Here is a 17,919-nt window from a genome sequence, read left to right on the forward strand (position 1 = left end):
GCTCGTGTCGGGCCGGACGGGGGCCCCTGACGCCCGATCGGCTGGCCGCCGCTCGGCCCAACGGGTGCCGATGCTGCGGTCGAGTGCCGCTGAACCGTTTCGGCGCGCGCCGCGGCCGGGGGTCGCGTGGTCCCGGGCCTACGCTGCGCCAATGGTGGATCACCGTGAACTCTTCGAGGACGTCACCGAGGCCCTGGCCCGCGCCGGGTTCGACACCGGACCGGGGCCCTCACCGCTGTGGATCGACCGTCACCCCGAGGGCGTGGTGGTCGGCTGGACGCCGGGCGCGGAGCCGGGCGGACCACCCTCCCGGGAGGCGCTCGCGGCGCTGAGCGGCGCGGCCGCGGTCGTGCTCCGCGAGTGCGGCTACCTCGTCGCCGGGACGGAGGAGGGCGATCTGCTGGTGCGCTGCGCCGAACCGGTGACGGTCCCGGAGTCGTCCGAGCCGGAGCCGGTGCCGGAGCAGTGGTGGGGGTGACCGCGGACTCCTGACGACCCCTGAGGCCTGCGGGCCCGGTCAACGCGAGGGCGGGCTCATACCGAATCCTTACCCGAAGCGGGGGTGCGGTTGACCTTGCCGGCTCTAAGGTTTGCCTAAGCTAAGCCGTCGCCCCGGACCCGGTGTCCGGGGCGTTCGGCTGTGCCGCTCCACCGCCACCGCGGCGGAGCGAGAACAGGTGAACGACCCGGGCCGGGCCCGGGGAAGGAGCCCGCCGCATGTGGGACGAGGCGTTTCCCAGCTTCCTGATCGGGCTGCGCGAGGGCCTGGAAGCCGGACTGATCGTGTCGATCCTGGTCGCCACCCTGGTCCGGGCGGACCAGAAGGCCCGGCTGCCCCAGGTGTGGACGGGCGTCGCGGCGGCCGTCGCGCTCAGCCTGAGCTTCGGCGCGGTGCTCACCTTCACCGCCGCCAACCTCTCCGGCCACGCGCAGGAGGCCTTCGGCGGGGTGCTCAGCCTGATCGCGGTCGGTTTCGTCACCGCGATGGTGTTCTGGATGCGACGCTCGGCGCGCACCCTCTCCGCCGAGATCAAGGAGAAGGTCCGGGCCTCGCTGGCGATGGGCGCCGGTGCGCTGGTGCTCACCAGCTTCCTCGCGGTCGCCCGGGAGGGCCTGGAGACCTCGCTCTTCCTGTGGACCAACGTGCGCACCGCCGGCGAGTCCACCGGGCCGCTGATCGGCGCGGCCCTCGGCCTGCTGCTCTCCGCCGGGCTCTGCTGGGGCCTGTACCGGCGAGCCCTGCGGATGAACCTCACCCGGTTCTTCACCATCACCGGCATCGGCCTGATCGTCGTCGCGGCGGGCGTGCTCGGCTACGGCCTGCGGGACCTCCAGGAGTCCGGGCTGATCGGCGGCGGCACCTCGTACGCCTTCGACCTGGGCGGGCACCTGGACGCCTCGTCCTGGTACGCGACGCTGGTCCAGGGCACGCTCAACCTGACCGTCACCATGACGGTGCTCCAGGTCGTCGGCTACGTCGCCTACCTGGGCATCGTGATGACGCTGTTCATCGAGGGCGTCCGGGGCGGCACCAGTGCCCCGGCCGCCGCGCCCGCCGCGGAGAAGCCCGCCGGGGCCGACGTGGAGTCCGAGGCCCCGCCGGCGCGGGCCGGCCGGCCGCGCTGGGTGCTGCCGACCGCGGCGGTCGCCGTCCCGGTGGTGCTGGCCGGCGCCGTGATCGCGATCAGCGACGGCAAGCAGGGCGGCTCCGCCACCGTCGCCGTCTCCGAGCAGGAGTGCGGCAAGGGCTTCGCCGCCCCGCGGCCCGGCCAGCAGGTGTTCCAGATGCGCAACACCGGCGACAAGGTCGCCGAGGTCTACCTCGTCGACCCGGGCACCGGCTCGGTCTACGGGGAGATCGAGGGCCTGGCCCCCGGCACCACCCGCGCCCTGACCGCCACCATCGGCTCCGGCGACTACGCCTGGCGCTGCGTGCCCACCGGCGGGAAGCCCGTCACCTCGGCCGCCGTGCACGTCAGCGGCGCCGCCGTGGTCAAGGCCGTCAAGCCGGTCGCCGAGGACGACCTCAAGGCCCCGCTCGACAGCTACAAGGAGTACGTCGGCCAGGGCCTCGCGACGCTCGTGACGCAGAGCCGGAAGCTCCAGGCCGACGTGCGCTCCGGCGACCTCGCCACCGCGAAGGCCGACTGGCTCGCCGCCCACCTCCAGTACGCCTCCCTCGGCGCCGCGTACGGCACCTTCGCCGACCTCGACGGCAAGATCGACGGCCGCCCGGACGGCCTCGCCGACAAGGAGAAGGACCCGGGCTTCACCGGCTTCCTGCGCCTGGAGTACGGCCTCTGGCACGGCCGGTCCGCCGAGGAGCTGACACCCGTCGCCGACGACCTGGCGCAGAACGTCGACCAGCTGGCGCACGACTTCCCCGGGCAGGACTTCGCCCCCGGCGACCTGCCGCTGCGCGCCCACGAGATCCTGGAGAACACCCTCCAGTTCGAGCTGACCGGCGACACCGACATGGGCAGCGGCACCAACCTGGCCACCGCCCAGGCCAACCTGACCGGCACCCAGGAACTGCTGACGCTGCTCCAGCCGCTGCTCGACGAGCGGGACCCGCAGGTGCTCGTCAAGGCGAACGCCGGCATGAAGCGGGTCGGCGACCTGCTCGCCGCCGCGCACCGGCCCGAGGGGTGGACCCCGGTCGACCGGCTGCCCGCCGACGCCCGCCGACAGCTCAACGGGGCCACCGGCGAACTGCTCGAAGACCTCGCCCCCGTCCCCGCCCTGCTCGAAATCCGGAAGGCCGCCTGATGACCGACCACACCGCAGCCACCGGGTCCTGCCCCTTCCCGCACGCCGCGCCGGCCGAGGCCGCCGCGGAGGGCGGCTGCCCGGCCGGACCGGCCCGGCGCAGCTTCGTCCGGGCCGCGCTCGGCGCCGGCGCCGGCGCGGCCGTGCTGGCCGGTGGCGGCCTCGCCCTCGGCGCCGGCCGGGCCGCCGCCGGGGACGGCAAGCAGGAGAAGGCCGGGGCGGTGCCGTTCCACGGGGCCCACCAGGCCGGTGTCACCACCCCGGCCCCCGGCTTCGCGGCCTTCGTCTCCTGCCAGGTGATCGCCCAGGACCGCAAGGGCCTCGAAGCGCTGTTCCGGACCCTGACCGAGCGGATCCGCTTCCTCACCGCCGGCGGCACCCCGCCGGACCTCGGGGTCGGCGCGCCGCCCTCGGACAGCGGCATCCTCGGCCCGACCGTCCCCGCCGACCACCTGACCGTCACGGTCGGCGCCGGCGCCTCGCTCTTCGACGACCGCTACGGGCTGGCCAAGGCCAAGCCGGTCAGGCTCGCGCCGATGAAGACCTTCCCGAACGACAACCTCCGGGCCGCCGAACTGCACGGCGACCTCTCGCTGCAGATCTGCGCCGACCGCCAGGACACCGTGCTGCACGCACTGCGCGACATCACCCGGCACACCCGGGGCGCGATGCAGATCCTCTGGCGGATCGACGGCTTCCAGAACCAGTCCCGCCCGGACGGCGCGCAGCGCAACCTGCTCGGCTTCAAGGACGGCATCGTCAACCCCGACACCGGCTCCGCGCGCGAGATGGACCGGCTGGTCTGGGTCGCCGACGGGACGGGCGAACCCGGCTGGGCGACCGGCGGCAGCTACCAGGTGATCCGCATCATCCGGATGCTGATCGAGTTCTGGGACCGCGTCACCCTCACCGAGCAGGAGAAGATGTTCGGCCGCCGCCGCGACACCGGCGCGCCGCTGGACGGCGCCCGGGAGACCGACGCGCCCGACTACGCCAAGGACCCGGACGGCAAGGCGATCCCGCTCGACGCGCACATCCGGCTGGCCAACCCGCGCACCGCCGACACCGACACCTCGCGCATCCTGCGCCGGGGCTTCAACTACGACCGGGGCGTCGACCAGGCGGGCAACCTGGACATGGGCCTGGTGTTCTGCTGCTACCAGCAGGACGTGGTGCGGCAGTTCGAGGCCACCCAGACCCGGCTGATCGGCGAGCCGCTGGTGGACTACATCTCGCCGACCGGCGGCGGGTACTTCTTCGTCCTGCCGGGCGTGAGGGACGAGGCCGACTGGCTCGGGCGGGGGTTGCTGGCCGCCGTCTGACGGCGGGTTCCACCGCGGGCCCGGCGCCGCCACGCGCCGGGCCGGTCCGCGCCGTCAGCCGCCGAGGGTGAAGCCGATCACCGCGCCGCCGCCCTCCCGGTTGGCGGCGAAGGCCGTCCCGCCGTGCGAGCGGGCCACCTCGTGCACGATGGCCAGGCCCAGTCCGGAGCCGGGCAGGCTGCGAGCGGCGGTGGCCCGGTAGAAGCGGTCGAAGACCCGGTCGAGGTCGGCCTCGTCGATGCCCGGGCCGCGGTCGCGCACCTCCACCCGCGGGCCGCGCACCACCACCTCGATCGGGCCGGTCCCGGAGGGGTCGAACTTGGCGGCGTTGTCCAGCAGGTTGCCCACCGCGCGGGCCAGCGCGTCCGGCCGGGCGGTGACGACGGTTCCGTCCGCGTCCACCACGATCTGCCGGTCGCTGCGCCGCCGGGCCTGGGCGGCGGCCTGCCGGACCACGTCGGCGAGCACCACCTCGGTCGGCTGCTCGTCCGCCCTGCGGTCCGCCGCGAGCGCCACCAGCTCCTCCACCAGCTGGGCCAACTCCCGTGACTCCTCCATCAGATCGGCCATCAGCGCGGCACGTTCGGCGGGCGGCAGCCGGTCCAGGCCGGGCAGCACCGAGAGGTTGGTGCGCAGGCTGGTCAGCGGGGTGCGCAGCTCGTGCCCGGCGTCCTGCACCAAGCGGCGCTGGTTCTCCTTCGCGGTGGCGAGCCGGACCAGCATCCGGTCGAAGGCCCGGCCGAGCCGGCCCACCTCGTCCGTTCCGGCGGCGGGCACCGCGACGTCCAACCGCCCACTGGTGGCGACCAGTTCGGCCGCGGCGGTGAGCCGGACCAGCCGTCGCGTGATCCGCCGGGCGAGCAGCCGGCCGGCCCCGCCGGCGAGCACCGCGACGATCGCCACCAGGGCGACCGTGCGGGTCCGCAGGGTGGTCAGCAGCTTCTCGGTGGGCCCGACCTGCTGGATGATCTGGACCGCCCCGCGCCGCCCGCCGAGCGAGACCACACCGACCCGGTAGGCCTCGCGGTGCTGGTGGCGCAGCCCGATCGAGGTGCGGCCCGGCTGGTCGGCGTGGGCGAGCTCGTGGTCGGACGGGCTCGGCGGCAGGTCGAGCCGGGCGGTGCCGGGCAGCACCGCGCCGTCGGGGTCGAGCGACTGGGTGGTGACCCGGATCGGGCGGACCAGGTCGGCGCTCAGGCCGCTCGGGCCGGCGAAGTCGCCCGGAAAGAGGACCTCCCGCTGGACCTGCCGGCCGACGGAGTCGACGGCGGCGCCGAAGTCGGCGGTCTCGTCGTCCCGGATCAGCCGCGCGGCGGCGTCGTAGCCGAGTGCGCCGATCAGCACCGCGACCAGCGCGGCGATCGCGGCGAAGGCCAGCGCGAGGGTGGTGGGCAGGCCCGGGCGCGGCAGCCGGGGGAGGCGGCGGGCCGGGTGCGGGAACCGCGGGAACCGCAGGAACCGGGGGAGGCGGCGGGCGGGGCCGGTCACGGCTCGCGCAGCGTGTAGCCGACGCCGCGGACGGTGTGGATCAGGGGCACGAGGCCCGGACGGTCGAGCTTGCGGCGCAGGTAGCCGATGAACACCGCGAGGTTCTTCGAACCGGGGCCGAAGTCGTAGCCCCAGATCTGCTCGTACAGGGTGGCCTGGTCGAGGACGGCGCCGGCGTGCCGGACGAGCAACTCCAGCAGGTCGAACTCGGTGCGGGAGAGTTCGAGCTCCCGGCCGGCGCGCCAGGCCCGACGGGCCGGCGGCTCGACCCGCAGGTCCGCGACGGTCAGCGCCTCGGCGGCGGGCTCGGGCGGGTGGCGGCGCAGCAGGGCGCGCAGGCGGGCGAAGAGCTCGTCCACGTCGAAGGGCTTGACCAGGTAGTCGTCGGCGCCGGCGTCGAGGCCGGCGATCCGGTCGGGGACCTCCACCCGGGCGGTGAGCATCAGCACCGGGGTGCGGTCGCCGGCCGCGCGCAGCCGGCGGCAGACCTCCAGGCCGTCCGGCTCGGGCATCATCACGTCGAGCACCAGGACGTCCGGGCGCTGTTCGGCGTGGACGGCCAGGGTCTGGGTGCCGTCGGCGGCGACCCGCACCCGGTAGCCCTCCAGCATCAGGGCGCGGGTGAGCGAGTCGCGGATGGCCCGGTCGTCCTCGGCGATCAGCACGGTGTGCGTCATGGCGGAGATTCTCCCTGACGTGCTCACGGCGCTTCCGGTCGGGGCCGAGGTGTTCCGGGTCCGCTCCGCGGCCCTCCCCGACGGCCGCGGCTGTTGCGCGGTGCTTCGCGGGCGTACGGTGGCCGTACGGTGGCGCGCCGCCGGGTGGGCCGCCTGGTTCGAGTCGGCACGCCCTGCCGGAGGCCGCGATGGCAGACCGGATGGCCTTCTTCACCACCCCGCGCGCGGAGCGGGCGCGGCGGGACGCGCGGGAGCGCCTGGGGGACTGGCGGGAGGTGTACCGGCCGGGCGAACTGCTGCCGGTGGTGGGCGGGCAGGCGGGGCGGTGCATGGACTGCGGGCTGCCGTTCTGCCACCACGCCTGTCCCCTGGGGAACCTGGTGCCGGACTGGAACCGGCTGGTGGCGGAATCGGGGACGGGCCAGGAACCGGGGGCGGGAGCGGATTGGCGGGCGGCCGCGGCACGGCTGCTGGCCACCAACAACTTCCCGGAGTTCACCGGGCGGCTCTGCCCGGCGCCCTGCGAGAGCGCCTGCGTCCTGGCGATCGACGGCGCCGCGGTGGCGATCAAGAACGTGGAGCTGGCGATCGCCGACCGGGCCTGGGAAGCGGGCTGGGACGGGCCCCGGCCGCCCGACCGCCCCGAGCGCGCCGGTGGGCGGCGGATCGCGGTGATCGGCTCGGGTCCGGCCGGGCTGGCCGCCGCCCAGCAACTGACCAGGGCCGGGCACACCGTCACGGTGTACGAACGGGCCGACCGCGCGGGCGGACTGCTGCGGTACGGCATCCCGCCGTTCCGGCTGGAGAAGCACCGGCTGGAGCGCCGACTGGACCAGCTGCGGGCCGAGGGCGCCGCCTTCCGCACCGGGGTGTGGGTCGGCCGGGACGTTCCGGGCGAGGAACTGCGATCGGGGTACGACGCCGTGGTGGTCGCGGTGGGGGCGACCGCCTGCCGGGAGCTGGCGGTGCCGGGCCGGGACCTGTCCGGGGTGCACCAGGCGATCGACTACCTGACCTGGGCGAACCGGGTGGACGAGGGCGACCGCCCGGTCTCGCCGGTGTCCGCCGAGGGGCTGGACGTGGTCATCGTCGGCGGCGGGGACACGGCGGCGGACTGCCTGGGAACGGCGCTCCGTCAACGCGCCGCCACGGTCACCCAACTGGACATCAACCCCCGCCCGCCGCAGGACCGGGCCGCCGGACAGCCCTGGCCGGTGCACCCCAAGGTGTACCGGGAGACCACCTCGCACGAGGAGTCCGGCGCCGCGGAGGCCGGGCCCCGGGTGTTCGCGGCGACCACCGTCGGCCTCGAAGCCGGCCCGGACGGCCGGCTGGCCGCCGTCCGCTTCGCCGAGGCCGAACCGGCCGACCGCAGCCCGCGGACGGGCACCGAGCGGAGCCTGCCCGCGCAGCTGGTGCTGCTCGCGCTGGGCTTCACCGGGCCGGAGCCGGACCGGCGGCTGTTCGCCCAGCTCGGCCTCACCACCGGGCCGGCGGGCACCCTGGCCAGGGACGACGGCTTCGCCACGGAGGCGCAGGGTGTGTTCGTGGCGGGGGACGCCGGACGCGGGCAGTCACTGATCGTCTGGGCGATCGCCGAGGGGCGGGCGGTGGCGGCGGCGGTGGACCGGTACCTGCGCGGGTGGACGGAGCTTCCGGCGCCGATCCGGGCCTCGACGCGGGCGCTCACGGTGTGAGTCCGGGAGCACCCGCGCCGGGGCGGGCCGGGTCGGGGCGACTGTGGCGTCGCCGGGGACGAGGTTGTCCGCCTCCGAGCTGAAGACGACCCACCGGTCGTCCGCCGTGATCCGGCCGCCGTAGGAGCCGAGGGTGGTCGTCGTCCCGGGTAGGCCGGTGCTGACCAGGGTCTCGGTGCCCTGTTTCAGGTCGCGGACGTAGACCTCGAAGTGACGGTCCCACTGGGTGTCGCCGTGCAGGACCCAGGACGAGTAGACCGCGTAGCGGCCGTCGGGGCTGATCGAGGGGTTGACCACGCCCTTGTAACCGCCGTCGCCGTCGCATCGGGTACGTACGGTCTTTGCTACGATCCGGCGAAGCTGGTGTCAGGAGTTGTGCGTACACGGGTCGGAGGGTGGGGACGTGGGTTCCGATGGACGGGCGGTGACGTCGGTCGAGGTTCGCTACACCCCGACGGCCGCCGACTTCCGGGAGGCCTTCGCGGCGTGGGACCGGCGCACGGTGGCCGGACGCCGGTCGCGGCGAGCCGTGTACACGGTGGCCGCCGGCGGGACGGCGGTTGCCGGGCTGCTCGCCGTCCTCGGCGGGACGGTGCTGCTGCTGGCCGCCCTGCTGGTGATGGTCGCGCTGCTCGTGGTTCTCGCGGGGCCCGGGACGCGGGTGCGGCGGGTGACGAGGGCGGCGGCGGACAAGGGCGAGTTCAGGGTCCTGCTGGACGACGACGGGGTGGTCGTGAGCACCGAGGCCTCGGTCACCGAGTTCTCCTGGCCGGAGCAGCGGTACTACCTGGAGACGCCCCGGCTGTTCCTGCTGCTGACCGGCAACGAGGAGACGGGGGTGCTGACCATGCTGCCCAAGCGCGGGGCCGACGACCTCCGGGGGCTGGGGGAGCTGATCGACCGGCACGCGACGGCGCTCGTCCCGGACTGAGCGGTGGTTCCTGGGGCGGTTCCTGGGGCGGTCCCTTCGGTGGGGGCCGATGCGGCCGGGGCGAGGGGCGCGTCACGGGGTGGGCTCCGCCGGGGCCGGTCCGGTGCGGTGCGCCCGCCGGTCGTAGCGCCAGAGCGCGGGGATCGCGGCGGACAGCGCGGCCGAGCTGCCGAGGCAGAGCAGGCCGCCGGTGCGCAGGGCCGCCCGGATGCCCTGGCGGGCGGCGAGCCCGCCCGCCCGCAGGTCACCCAGGGCCGGCCCGGCGGAGCCGATCAGCATCTCCAGCCCGGCCGCGCGGCCCCGGAGTTCGTCCGGAATGGACTGGTTCCAGATGGCGTTGCGGAAGGTGTCGCCGATCCAGTGGGCACCGCCCGCGACGGTCAGGCAGAGCAGGACGGCCCACAGGCCCGGGGCGAACGCGGCCGCCGCCGTCGCCGCGCCGACCAGGGCGGCGGAGAGCAGGACGGGTCGGCCGTGCCGGTGGACCCGCTCCGCCCACCCCCCGGTCGCGGCGGCGATCAGGCTGCCGACCGCGCCGGCCGAGTAGAGCAGGCCGAGCGCCCAGGTGGCGTCCAGGTCCGCGGCCAGGAACGGGAAGAGCGCGGTGGGCAGGGCGAAGACGGTGGCCGCGAGGTCGGCCAGGTAGGTGCCGATCAGGTCCGGGCGCCGGGCCGCGTACCGGGCGCCGTCGAGGAACTCGGTGAGCTGCGGCGCCTCGGCGTCCCGCTCCGAGGGGACCGGCCGGACCCGGGCGAGCAGGGCGATCGAGAGCAGGAAGGTGCCGAGGTCGACCAGGTACGCGGCCGGGACGCCGGCGGTCGCGATCAGCAGGCCGGCCGCCGCCGGGGCCGCCACGCCGCCGATGCTCCAGCGCAGCGAGAGCAGGGAGCCGGCCGCCACCAGCTGGTCCTGGGGCACCAGCCGGGGGACCATCGCCTCGACCGAGGGCTGCTGGACGCCCTGGAGCGCCGCCGCCAGCCCGGCGGCGACGTACAGCGGCCAGACGGCGGGGGTGCCGAACAGTGCGTTGGCCAGCAGTAGGGCGCTGAGCGCGGCCAGGGCGACCTCGGTGGCCAGGGCGACGGTGCGGCGGTCGGCGCGATCGGCGAGGACGCCGCCGTAGAGGCCGAACAGGACGGTGGGCACGAGTTCGACCGCGCCGACCGCGCCCACGGCCAGTGGCGAACCGGTGAGGTCGGCGATCTGGAGCGGGATCGCCGTCATGGTGAAGATCGAGCCGAGCAGGGTGACGGTGCCCGAGGTCCAGGTCAGCCGGAAGTCGCGGGAGGACCGCCAGGGCGCGGTGTTCGGCAGCAGGCGGAACCAGCGGCGGTCCGTTCCGGGGGTGGTGTTCGGTCCGGAGGCGCTGTCCGTTCCGGGCGTCGGGCTCGGTCCGGGGGTCGGGTTCGGTCCGGAGGTCATGAGGGGTGGGATCCCTTCGCGGCCGTCGGTGTCGCGACGGCTCTCCTTATCGCTGATAAATTCCAGCTCGGGAACTTATCGGCGATAAGGTGGGTCTGGCAAGCGGACGACCCAGGAGGCCGATCGGATGGCTCTGAAGCGCGACGAGGTGGTGCGCACGGCGCTGCGCCTGCTCAACGAGGAGGGCATCGACGGGCTGACCACCCGGCGGCTCGCCCGCGAACTCGGCGTCCAGTCACCGGCGTTGTACTGGCACTTCACGAGCAAGCAGGAACTGCTCGACCTGATGGCCGAGGCGATGCTCGCCGAAGCCCTCCCGCCCGACCGTGAGCCGGACCCGGCGCGCTGGCCCGAGTGGATCGCCGCCGACGCCCGCGCCAAGCGCAACGCCCTGCTCGCCTACCGCGACGGCGCCCGGGTGCACGCCGGAACCCTCCCGACCGAGGGCGAACTCCCGGCGGTCGAGGCCCAGTTGAGTGCCCTCTGCGGAGCGGGACTGAGCCCGCGAACGGCGCTGCGCCTGCTGCTGACCGTCGACCGGTACATCATGGGCTGGGTCACCGAGGAGCAGGCCTGGCGACAGGACTCCGCGGGCCGCGACCGGCCGCCGTTCCCGGACGAGGCGCTGTGCGAACTGCCCTTGCTGCGCGAGGCGGTCGACGTCCTGCGGATGACCGACCACGACGCCGACTTCGAGTACGGGCTGCGGGTGCTGATCGAGGGGTTCCGGACGGAGATCGCGCGGGAGGCGGCGCAGGGCGCCCCGGCGCCGGACCGGGCCCCGGGGGCCACTCGTCCGATGGACCGGCGTGACCCCATGACCACCCTTGACCCCCGCAGCACGGCCCTGGTCCTGATCGACCTGATGGACCGGATCGTCGCCAACCCGCTCGCGCCGCGCACCGGTTCGGAGGTGCTGAAGGCCTCGCTGGAGCTGGCCCGGAAGTTCCGGGCGGCGGGCGCGCCCGTGATCGCGGTACGGGTCGAGCGGCCGAATGTGACCGAGCAGCCGCCCGGGAGCGGGCTGCCCGCGGAGGTCGCGGCGGCGGCCGACGAGGTCGTGGTGAAGCGCACCATCGGCGCCTTCCAGGGCACCGGCCTGGACGAGCTGCTCCGGGCGCGGGGCGTGGAGACCGTGGTGTTCGCCGGGATCGCGACCAACCTCGGCGTGGAGTCGAGTGCCCGGGCCGCCGGCGACCACGGGTACCGGCTGGTGTTCGTCGAGGACGCGATGGCCGCGCTCACGGGGGAGGAGCACCGGGCGTCGGTGGAGCTGGACTTCCCGCGCCTCGGCGAGGTCGTCGCGGCCGCGGGCGTGCGGCTGGGGTGAGCCGGCGGGGCGGGTTGCCGCCGGTGCGGTGGCGGGCCGCTACGGCCGGGCGAGGCGGAGGGCCGCTACGGCCGGGCGAGGCGGAGGGCTTCGCGCAGCCGTCCGTCCGAGGCCGTGAGCAGGCGGGCGGCGGTGGACGCGTCCACGTCCGCGAGCAGGGACAGGATCGCGTCCTTGGCCCGGCCGCCGGTCGCGGTCAGGGCACGGTCGACCGCGGCCTCGTCGGCGCCGGTCGCCTCGGCGACGATCCGTCGGGCGCGGTCGCGCAGCTTGTCGTTGGTGGCGCGGAGGTCGACCATCAGATTGCCGTACGTCCGGCCGAGCCGGACCATCACGGCCGTGGAGAGCAGATTGAGCACCAGCTTCTGCGCCGTGCCCGCCTTGAGCCGGGTCGATCCGGCCAGCACCTCCGGGCCGACCTCCACCTCGATGCCCAGCTCGGCCGCGGCGGCGAGCGCCGAGCCGCGGTTGCACGCCAACCCGACGGTCAGCGCCCCGGCCGCCCGCGCCGCACGGACGGCGGCCAGCGGATAGGGCGTCCGGCCGGACGCGGAGACGCCCACCAGGGTGTCGGCGGGAGTGAGGGCGAGCGCGGCCACGTCGGCCTCGGCGAGGTCGGTGCGGTCCTCGGCGCCCTCGGCCGCCGTGGTGACGGCCGAGCGCCCGCCCGCGATCAGACCGACGACCAGCGCCGGATCGGTGCCGAAGGTCGGCGGGCACTCGACGGCGTCCAGCACACCGAGCCGCCCGGCCGTCCCCGCGCCGGCGTAGACCAGCCGGCCACCACGCGCCATCCGGGCGGCCACGGCGTCGACCACGGCGGCGATCCGCTCCAACTCCCCGGCGACGGCGGCCGGAACCGTGCGGTCCTCGGCGTTCATCAGGCGGAGCAGCTCGACGGTGGGCAGTCGGTCGATCGCGGCCCAGTCGGGGCGGACGGTCTCGGTCGCGGGTACGGCGTCCCAGCTCATGCGCCCGCCCCGCTCCGCCCGGCAGGGGCCTGCGCCCGCGCGCACCCGTCGACGATTCGCCCCCAGCCTCCGGCCGGGGGTGTCCCCGTGCTTCGCTCACTCATGCGGCGAGCCTCCCCGGGTGCGGGGCGTCCGAATCCGGGCAAGCGTGGGGGAGGAGGTGAAGGCCGTGGAACCGACCGTTGCCGAACTCCTGGACCGGTTCGGCCGCACCTACGCGGAGGAGGCCGGGATCACGCTGCGCGACAAGCCCTCGCCGCTCTACCGGCTGCTCGTCCTGACCGTGCTGTGCTCGGTGCGGATCGGCGCCGGTACCGCCACGGCGGCGGCCCGGGAACTGTCGGCCGCCGGACTGCGGACCCCGCGCGCGATGGCGGACGCCCGGCGCCGGACGCTGATCGCCGCCCTGGGCCGGGCCCACTACGTGCGCTACGACGAGAGCACCGCCACGGCGCTCGCCCAGGGGGCCGGGCTGCTGCTCGACCGCTGGCACGGCGATCTGCGGCGGCTGCGGGAGGAGGCCGGGGGCGAGTCGGAGCGGATCGGCGAGCTGCTCCGGGAGTTCCCCCGGATCGGGCCGGTCGGCGCCGGGATCTTCCGGCGCGAGGCGCAGGCGGTCTGGCCCTCGCTGCGGCCGTACGTCGACGAGCGGGCGCTGGCGGAGGCCCGGACGCTCGGGTTGCCGGGCGAGCCGGACGGGCTGGCGGCGCTGGTCGGGCCGGGGGACCTGGCCCGGTTGGCGGCGGCGCTGACCAGGGCGAGCCTGGCGCACGTGGGGGCCGGGTGAGGGGCGGGTCGGCCCGGTGCCGGGTGAGGGCCCGACGGTCCGAGAGGGTGCGTGCCGGGTCAGGCCATCCAGAAGAAGACCGCCGTCATCCGCCGCTCGGCCAGGTCGGTGCCGTAGTAGCCGGTGGCGCTGTGGATCAGGTTGGCGTGGTAGAGGAGCAGCTGGTTGTAGCGGTTGGGGACGCGGACGTCCTCGGTGAAGTGGTCGGCCGGTACGTGGCGGGTGCCGAGCGCCTCGACCAGGTTGTTGTGCGGGGCGTTGACCAGGTTGCCGCCGAGGCGGCCGCCGGGGAACTGCTGGCGGTAGAAGCTGGTGCCGGCGTCCCTGGGGGCGTCGGGGCTCAGGTAGAGGACGGCGGCGTAGCGGCAGAGCGCGCGGGAGTCGGTGTGCGGGCGGGACTCCGACTCCCCGGCGCCGACGACCTGGACGCAGTTGTGGTTGAGGGTGCCGCCGCCCGGGGTGCTCTGCACCCAGAGTCGGGAGGCCCCGGTGGCCTTGCGGACCAGCGACTCGACCCGGGCCAGCTCCTCGGGTTCCAGGCCCGGCATGGTGCGCAGTCCGGGCCAGGTCTCGGGGCGGTGCGGGTAGCCCTCGGTCCAGTCCCCGCGGGCCAGGCAGCGCTCCCGGACGGCGTCCGGGTCCGGCAGCACGTCGTCCAGGACCCAGTAGTCCCGTCCGCGGGTGGGCTTGCGGTAGGGCAGGACCGGCAGGGTGGTGGGCCTGATGGGCTGTGAGGGCATGGGCCGACCATAGAGGCGGTGATCGTCAACCTTCTGCCGTGAGCAGGTCAACCTTTCGTCAAGGGTGACCAGGCCCGGGACCCGGCCGGGGCCCCGGTGCGAACCCGCTGCGAACCCGCTGCGACTTCACGTGAACAGAGCCACTCGTCCTCTGGTTGGCCGCCCGAAGCTTTCCGGGACGGCCAACCAGGCGTACCTTCGACGCCTTCCCGAGCAGGCCGCCCTAGCCGGCGCGGAGGGCGAGGGTCGGGGAGAGGCGCGAGGCCCGGACGGCCGGGTAGAGGCCTGCCGCCGTCCCGATGAGCAGGGTGGCGGCGAAGCCCCCGGTGACGGCCCAGAGGGGGACCACCCAGGGCAGGCCGCCCGAGACGGCGAAGGCGTAGGTGGCGGCCGCGCCCAGGGCCACGCCGGCCAGCCCGCCCAGTCCGGAGAGCAGGAGGGACTCCGTCACGAACTGGAGACGGATCTGGCCCCTGGTGGCGCCCAGGGAGCGGCGCAGTCCGATCTCGTGGCGCCTCTCCAATACCGAGATGATCATCGTGTTGGCGACCCCGACGCCGCCGACCAGGAGTGCCACCCCGCCCAGCCCGAGCAGGAGGTCGGTGAACGCCCCCTCGGTGGCGGCCTTGGCCCGGAGCGCCGAGGAGGGGTCGGTGACCTGCACGTTGTGCGGGTTCTGCGGATCGACGGTGCGTGGGATCAGCTCGCGGACCACGCCGACCGTCCGGTCCGTCGACCGTTCGTAGATCTGGGTCGGATGGCCGTCGAAGCCCAGCAGCGCGCCGGCGCCGTCCCAGCCGACCAGGGCGGCCCGCTCGATCTCGGGAGCCAGCGGCAGCGGGTCGAGGATGCCGATGACGGTGAAGTACCGGCCGCCGATGTGGACCTGCTGACCGGGGGCGGTGATGCCCAGGCGCTGGGCCGCGACGTGTCCGAGCACCGTCGACGGGTAGCGCCCGTTGGCCTCGTTGAGCCAGGTGCCCGAGCCGACCGCGCCGCGCACGACGTCCAGCAGCCCTTCGGTGGCGGCCTTCACGGTGATGCCGCCGGTTTCGTCGCTGGGGATCTTCTCGCTGCGCCTGACGGACTGCGCCAGGTCACCGGTCGCGCCGACCTGCTCGACCCCGGGGACGCGGCTCAGCATGCCGATCGACTCCTCGGGCAGCTTCACCTTCTCGCCGAACAGCCCCTGGCCGGGGGAGGCCACCAGCAAGTTGGTACCCAACTGGTCGAGCTGTCGCAGGAGTTGGGCCTTGCTGGAGGAGGAGATGCCGACCACCGCGATCATGGTGGCGATGCCGATGGCGATGCCCAGCGCGGACAGCACCACCCGCAGCGGCCGGGTGCGCAGGCCGGCCGAGCCGACGTGGAGGACGTCACGGGGGCCGAGCCGGGCCGGGGAGAGCCGTGTGCGGCTCATCGCTCCCCACCCCGATCGGCCGGGTCGGCGGCGCCGGTGCGCAGATCCGCCACGACGCGGCCGTCGCGGATCCGGACCTGGCGCGGCAGGCTGTCGGCGATCTCGCCGTCGTGGGTGATCACCGCGATGGTGGCACCCTCGGCGTTGAGGTCGTGCAGCAGCTCCATCACCGCTTCGCTCGAGGCGGAGTCCAGCGCGCCGGTCGGCTCGTCGGCCAGCAGCAGGTCCGGCTCGCCGACCACCGCCCGGGCGATGGCCACCCGCTGCCGCTGGCCGCCCGACAGCTCGTGCGGACGGTGGTGCATGCGGTCCGCGAGCCCGACCCGCTCCAGGGCCACGGCCGCGCGCCTGCGGCGCTGGGAGCGCGGCAGGCCCGAGTAGAGCAGGCCCTCGGCGACGTTGTCCTGGGCGCTGACCCCGGCCACCAGATGGAAGGACTGGAAGACGAAGCCGATGTGCCGGGCCCGCAGGGCGGACAGCCGGCGGTCGGAGAGGGCGGCGACGTCGTGGCCCGCCAGGGTGACGGATCCGGCGCTGGGCCGGTCCAGGGTGCCGACGATGTGCAACAGGGTGGACTTGCCCGACCCCGAAGGGCCGACGATGGCGAGCAGTTCGCCGCGTCCGATGCGCAGGTCCACCCCGTGCAGCGCCACGACCCCGCCCGGATACTCCTTGGTGACCTGGTTCAACTCGACCACGGCGCTCATGACTTGGGCACCCCGACCGTCATTCCCTCGGCCAGGCCGGTCCCGCTGACCTCGACCCGGCCCTGTCCGAACATGCCGAGCTCGACCGGGACGTCGCGCACCTTCCCGTCCTCCACGACCTGGACGCCGAAGCCCCCACCGGACAGCGCGAGCAGCGCGTTGACCGGTACCGTCAGCACGTCCTTGCGGACCTCTCCTTCGAGCTCGACGGTGACCGGCGCCTGGTCGAAGCCCTCCGCCTGCCCCGGGTCGTCGAAGAGCACCCGGGCGGTGATCTTGGCGGGCTTGTCCTGGGAGCCCTGCTCCTTGCCGTCCTCACCGATGGTGCGGTCGACGGAGGCGACCTTGCCCTTGGCCCTGCCGCCGCCGGGCAGGTCGACCTCGACCCGGGTGCCGGGCTTGGCGAGGTCGGCCCGGGAGACCTCGATCTTGATCTGCACCTGCCGTTCGGAGCCGGTGGTGGTGAGGACCGGCTTGCCGGGGGCGGCCTGGTCGCCGACGGCCGCATCGTTCTTCTTGATCCGCACCGGACCGGGCGAGAAGGCGATCTGCTCGGGGCCGATCTCGCCGGTCCGGGCCAGACCGTGGGCCTTCTGCCAGCGTTTGACCGCTTCTGCGGTGCCGGAGGTGAACTCCTCGTCCGCGGCCAGCCCCTTGCCGTAACCCAAGTCGCGGAGGTTCTCCTTCAGCTGTCCGACGTCCGGCCCCTTGTCGCCGGCCTTCATCGTCCGGTACACGGGGCGCTCGCCGTCCATGAGCCGGACCTTCCGGCCGTCGACCTCGTAGAGAACCCCGTCGCGTTTCACCACCGCGCCGGCCTCCGGGAGCCAGGTGAGGGTGCCCGGCACACCGGCGTTGAGCCGGCGCTCCTCGGCATAGCCGAGGGTCCCGTCCACCTGGGTCCGGCTGCTCAGGTCCTGCCGTTCCACCGAGCCCGTGCTCGGCGGCGGCCCTCCGGTGCGGTCCGTGCCGGCGCTACTGACGCCGCCGGTCTGCGAGAGGGCCGTGACCCCGCCCACCAGCGAGACCGAGGTGACCAGCGCGGCGATCAGGTACGTTCGGCGGCTCCGCCCGCGCTCACTCCGCATTCTGACCACTGCACGCCTTGTTCGCCTTGTCGAACCTGTCCTTCTCGGCGCCCTCCGGGATCTTCATCGCCTGTCCCGACATCGCCGAGTCGCCGTCGAACTTCGGGTCCGGCATGTCCACACCGTTACCGCGCATGCACCGGGCGAATTCGACGGCCTTGTCCTTGTCGGCCTGGGACATCTTCGTGCCGCCCGAGCCGCCGACTCCCCCGCAGGCCTTGAGGGCCTCCGCCATCTTGTCCTGCCCGCCCTCGACGACCAGACCCCGCGGGTCCTGGCCCGGCTCCGGCTCCTTCACCTGGGCGCCGTGTTCGCGCAGGCACTTACGGTGCTCGTAGGCCCGGTCCGCCGCCGCGCCCTTGCCCGACGAGTCCGAGCCGCCGCCCCCGCCCGTGCCCGTGGCGCCTCCGCCGCAAGCCGCGGTGAACAGCGCCATCCCCGCCACCAGCACGGCCGCCGCGCCGTACCTGTGGTTCCGCATGTGGTTTCGCATGTGGTTCCGCATGGAATCCTCCGTGTCCGATTGCGAGTGACCGACCACCGTCTCCGATACCGGGTGACCGACCACGC

At 74.6% G+C, this 17,919-nt stretch carries 16 protein-coding genes and 1 pseudogene; 8 read left to right on the forward strand and 9 right to left on the reverse strand.

Annotated features, from left to right (window positions below; translation table 11 throughout):
- Positions 1 to 151 precede the first annotated feature (151 nt).
- The 3 genes from ACZ6EM_RS31030 (at position 152) to efeB (ending at position 4,091) form a co-directional block, all read left to right on the forward strand.
- Entirely contained in the window at positions 152 to 478 is a 327-nt protein-coding gene (locus tag ACZ6EM_RS31030) for a hypothetical protein (protein ID WP_359908787.1), read from the forward strand.
- Positions 479 to 717: 239 nt separating this feature from the next.
- Positions 718 to 2,769, forward strand: a complete 2,052-nt coding sequence (efeU, locus tag ACZ6EM_RS31035) for an iron uptake transporter permease EfeU (protein ID WP_465773772.1) — start codon at positions 718 to 720, stop codon at positions 2,767 to 2,769.
- Entirely contained in the window at positions 2,769 to 4,091 is a 1,323-nt protein-coding gene (gene efeB, locus ACZ6EM_RS31040; RefSeq protein ID WP_465773773.1) for an iron uptake transporter deferrochelatase/peroxidase subunit, read from the forward strand. Before efeU ends, efeB begins: the two co-directional genes overlap by 1 nt.
- Before the next feature lie 54 nt (positions 4,092 to 4,145).
- On the opposite strand, the gene ACZ6EM_RS31045 is transcribed toward efeB, so the two are convergent.
- Both ACZ6EM_RS31045 and ACZ6EM_RS31050 read right to left on the reverse strand, forming a co-directional pair.
- Positions 4,146 to 5,579 (reverse strand): HAMP domain-containing sensor histidine kinase, encoded by a 1,434-nt coding sequence (locus ACZ6EM_RS31045; RefSeq protein ID WP_465773774.1) that lies wholly within the window; start codon positions 5,577 to 5,579, stop codon positions 4,146 to 4,148.
- Positions 5,576 to 6,256 carry a response regulator transcription factor gene (locus tag ACZ6EM_RS31050; protein ID WP_465773775.1) on the reverse strand — a complete coding sequence of 227 codons (681 nt, stop codon included), beginning with the start codon at positions 6,254 to 6,256 and terminating at the stop codon, positions 5,576 to 5,578. The genes ACZ6EM_RS31045 and ACZ6EM_RS31050 overlap by 4 nt, the downstream gene beginning before the upstream one ends.
- A 188-nt stretch (positions 6,257 to 6,444) precedes the next feature.
- Here ACZ6EM_RS31050 and ACZ6EM_RS31055 point away from each other — a divergent pair, with 188 nt between their 5' ends.
- Together ACZ6EM_RS31055 and ACZ6EM_RS31060 are read left to right on the forward strand one after the other, a co-directional pair.
- The gene (locus ACZ6EM_RS31055; protein WP_380550177.1) at positions 6,445 to 7,953 is read left to right on the forward strand and encodes a glutamate synthase subunit beta; all 1,509 of its coding nucleotides are present in this window, start codon (positions 6,445 to 6,447) and stop codon (positions 7,951 to 7,953) included.
- 424 nt (positions 7,954 to 8,377) lie between these two features.
- Positions 8,378 to 8,884: a YcxB family protein gene (locus ACZ6EM_RS31060; RefSeq protein WP_401049167.1), complete on the forward strand. Its 507-nt coding sequence runs from the start codon at positions 8,378 to 8,380 to the stop codon at positions 8,882 to 8,884.
- A gap of 72 nt (positions 8,885 to 8,956) precedes the next feature.
- On the opposite strand, the gene ACZ6EM_RS31065 is transcribed toward ACZ6EM_RS31060, so the two are convergent.
- Complete coding sequence (locus tag ACZ6EM_RS31065; RefSeq protein WP_465773776.1) at positions 8,957 to 10,306, reverse strand: MFS transporter; 1,350 nt, start codon at positions 10,304 to 10,306, stop codon at positions 8,957 to 8,959.
- Between the two features lie 127 nt (positions 10,307 to 10,433).
- On the opposite strand from ACZ6EM_RS31065, the pseudogene ACZ6EM_RS31070 reads away from it, so the two are divergent.
- Together ACZ6EM_RS31070 and ACZ6EM_RS31075 are read left to right on the forward strand one after the other, a co-directional pair.
- Positions 10,434 to 11,027 (forward strand): annotated as a pseudogene (locus tag ACZ6EM_RS31070) (TetR/AcrR family transcriptional regulator C-terminal domain-containing protein); the annotation flags it as partial.
- Positions 11,028 to 11,123: 96 nt separating this feature from the next.
- Positions 11,124 to 11,636 carry an isochorismatase family protein gene (locus tag ACZ6EM_RS31075; protein ID WP_465773792.1) on the forward strand — a complete coding sequence of 171 codons (513 nt, stop codon included), beginning with the start codon at positions 11,124 to 11,126 and terminating at the stop codon, positions 11,634 to 11,636.
- A 65-nt stretch (positions 11,637 to 11,701) separates the two neighbouring features.
- Here ACZ6EM_RS31075 and murQ read toward each other — a convergent pair whose 3' ends face one another.
- Positions 11,702 to 12,607, reverse strand: coding sequence for an N-acetylmuramic acid 6-phosphate etherase (gene murQ, locus ACZ6EM_RS31080; protein ID WP_465773777.1), 906 nt, complete (start codon positions 12,605 to 12,607; stop codon positions 11,702 to 11,704).
- Positions 12,608 to 12,776: 169 nt separating this feature from the next.
- Here murQ and ACZ6EM_RS31085 point away from each other — a divergent pair, with 169 nt between their 5' ends.
- Complete coding sequence (locus ACZ6EM_RS31085; protein ID WP_452177845.1) at positions 12,777 to 13,394, forward strand: endonuclease; 618 nt, start codon at positions 12,777 to 12,779, stop codon at positions 13,392 to 13,394.
- A gap of 59 nt (positions 13,395 to 13,453) precedes the next feature.
- Here ACZ6EM_RS31085 and ACZ6EM_RS31090 read toward each other — a convergent pair whose 3' ends face one another.
- From ACZ6EM_RS31090 to ACZ6EM_RS31110, 5 genes are all read right to left on the reverse strand, one after another.
- Positions 13,454 to 14,134: a DUF6445 family protein gene (locus ACZ6EM_RS31090; RefSeq protein WP_465773778.1), complete on the reverse strand. Its 681-nt coding sequence runs from the start codon at positions 14,132 to 14,134 to the stop codon at positions 13,454 to 13,456.
- A gap of 223 nt (positions 14,135 to 14,357) precedes the next feature.
- Positions 14,358 to 15,554, reverse strand: coding sequence for an ABC transporter permease (locus ACZ6EM_RS31095; RefSeq protein ID WP_465773779.1), 1,197 nt, complete (start codon positions 15,552 to 15,554; stop codon positions 14,358 to 14,360).
- Positions 15,551 to 16,261, reverse strand: coding sequence for an ABC transporter ATP-binding protein (locus ACZ6EM_RS31100; protein ID WP_465773780.1), 711 nt, complete (start codon positions 16,259 to 16,261; stop codon positions 15,551 to 15,553). Before ACZ6EM_RS31100 ends, ACZ6EM_RS31095 begins: the two co-directional genes overlap by 4 nt.
- Complete coding sequence (locus ACZ6EM_RS31105; RefSeq protein ID WP_465773781.1) at positions 16,258 to 17,349, reverse strand: efflux RND transporter periplasmic adaptor subunit; 1,092 nt, start codon at positions 17,347 to 17,349, stop codon at positions 16,258 to 16,260. The genes ACZ6EM_RS31100 and ACZ6EM_RS31105 overlap by 4 nt, the downstream gene beginning before the upstream one ends.
- A complete protein-coding gene (locus ACZ6EM_RS31110; RefSeq protein ID WP_465773782.1) occupies positions 17,339 to 17,785 on the reverse strand; it encodes a hypothetical protein in 447 nt (148 codons plus the stop codon). The genes ACZ6EM_RS31105 and ACZ6EM_RS31110 overlap by 11 nt, the downstream gene beginning before the upstream one ends.
- Positions 17,786 to 17,919: the final 134 nt, after the last annotated feature.

It is taken from the genome of Kitasatospora sp. NPDC041917 (assembly GCF_055589745.1).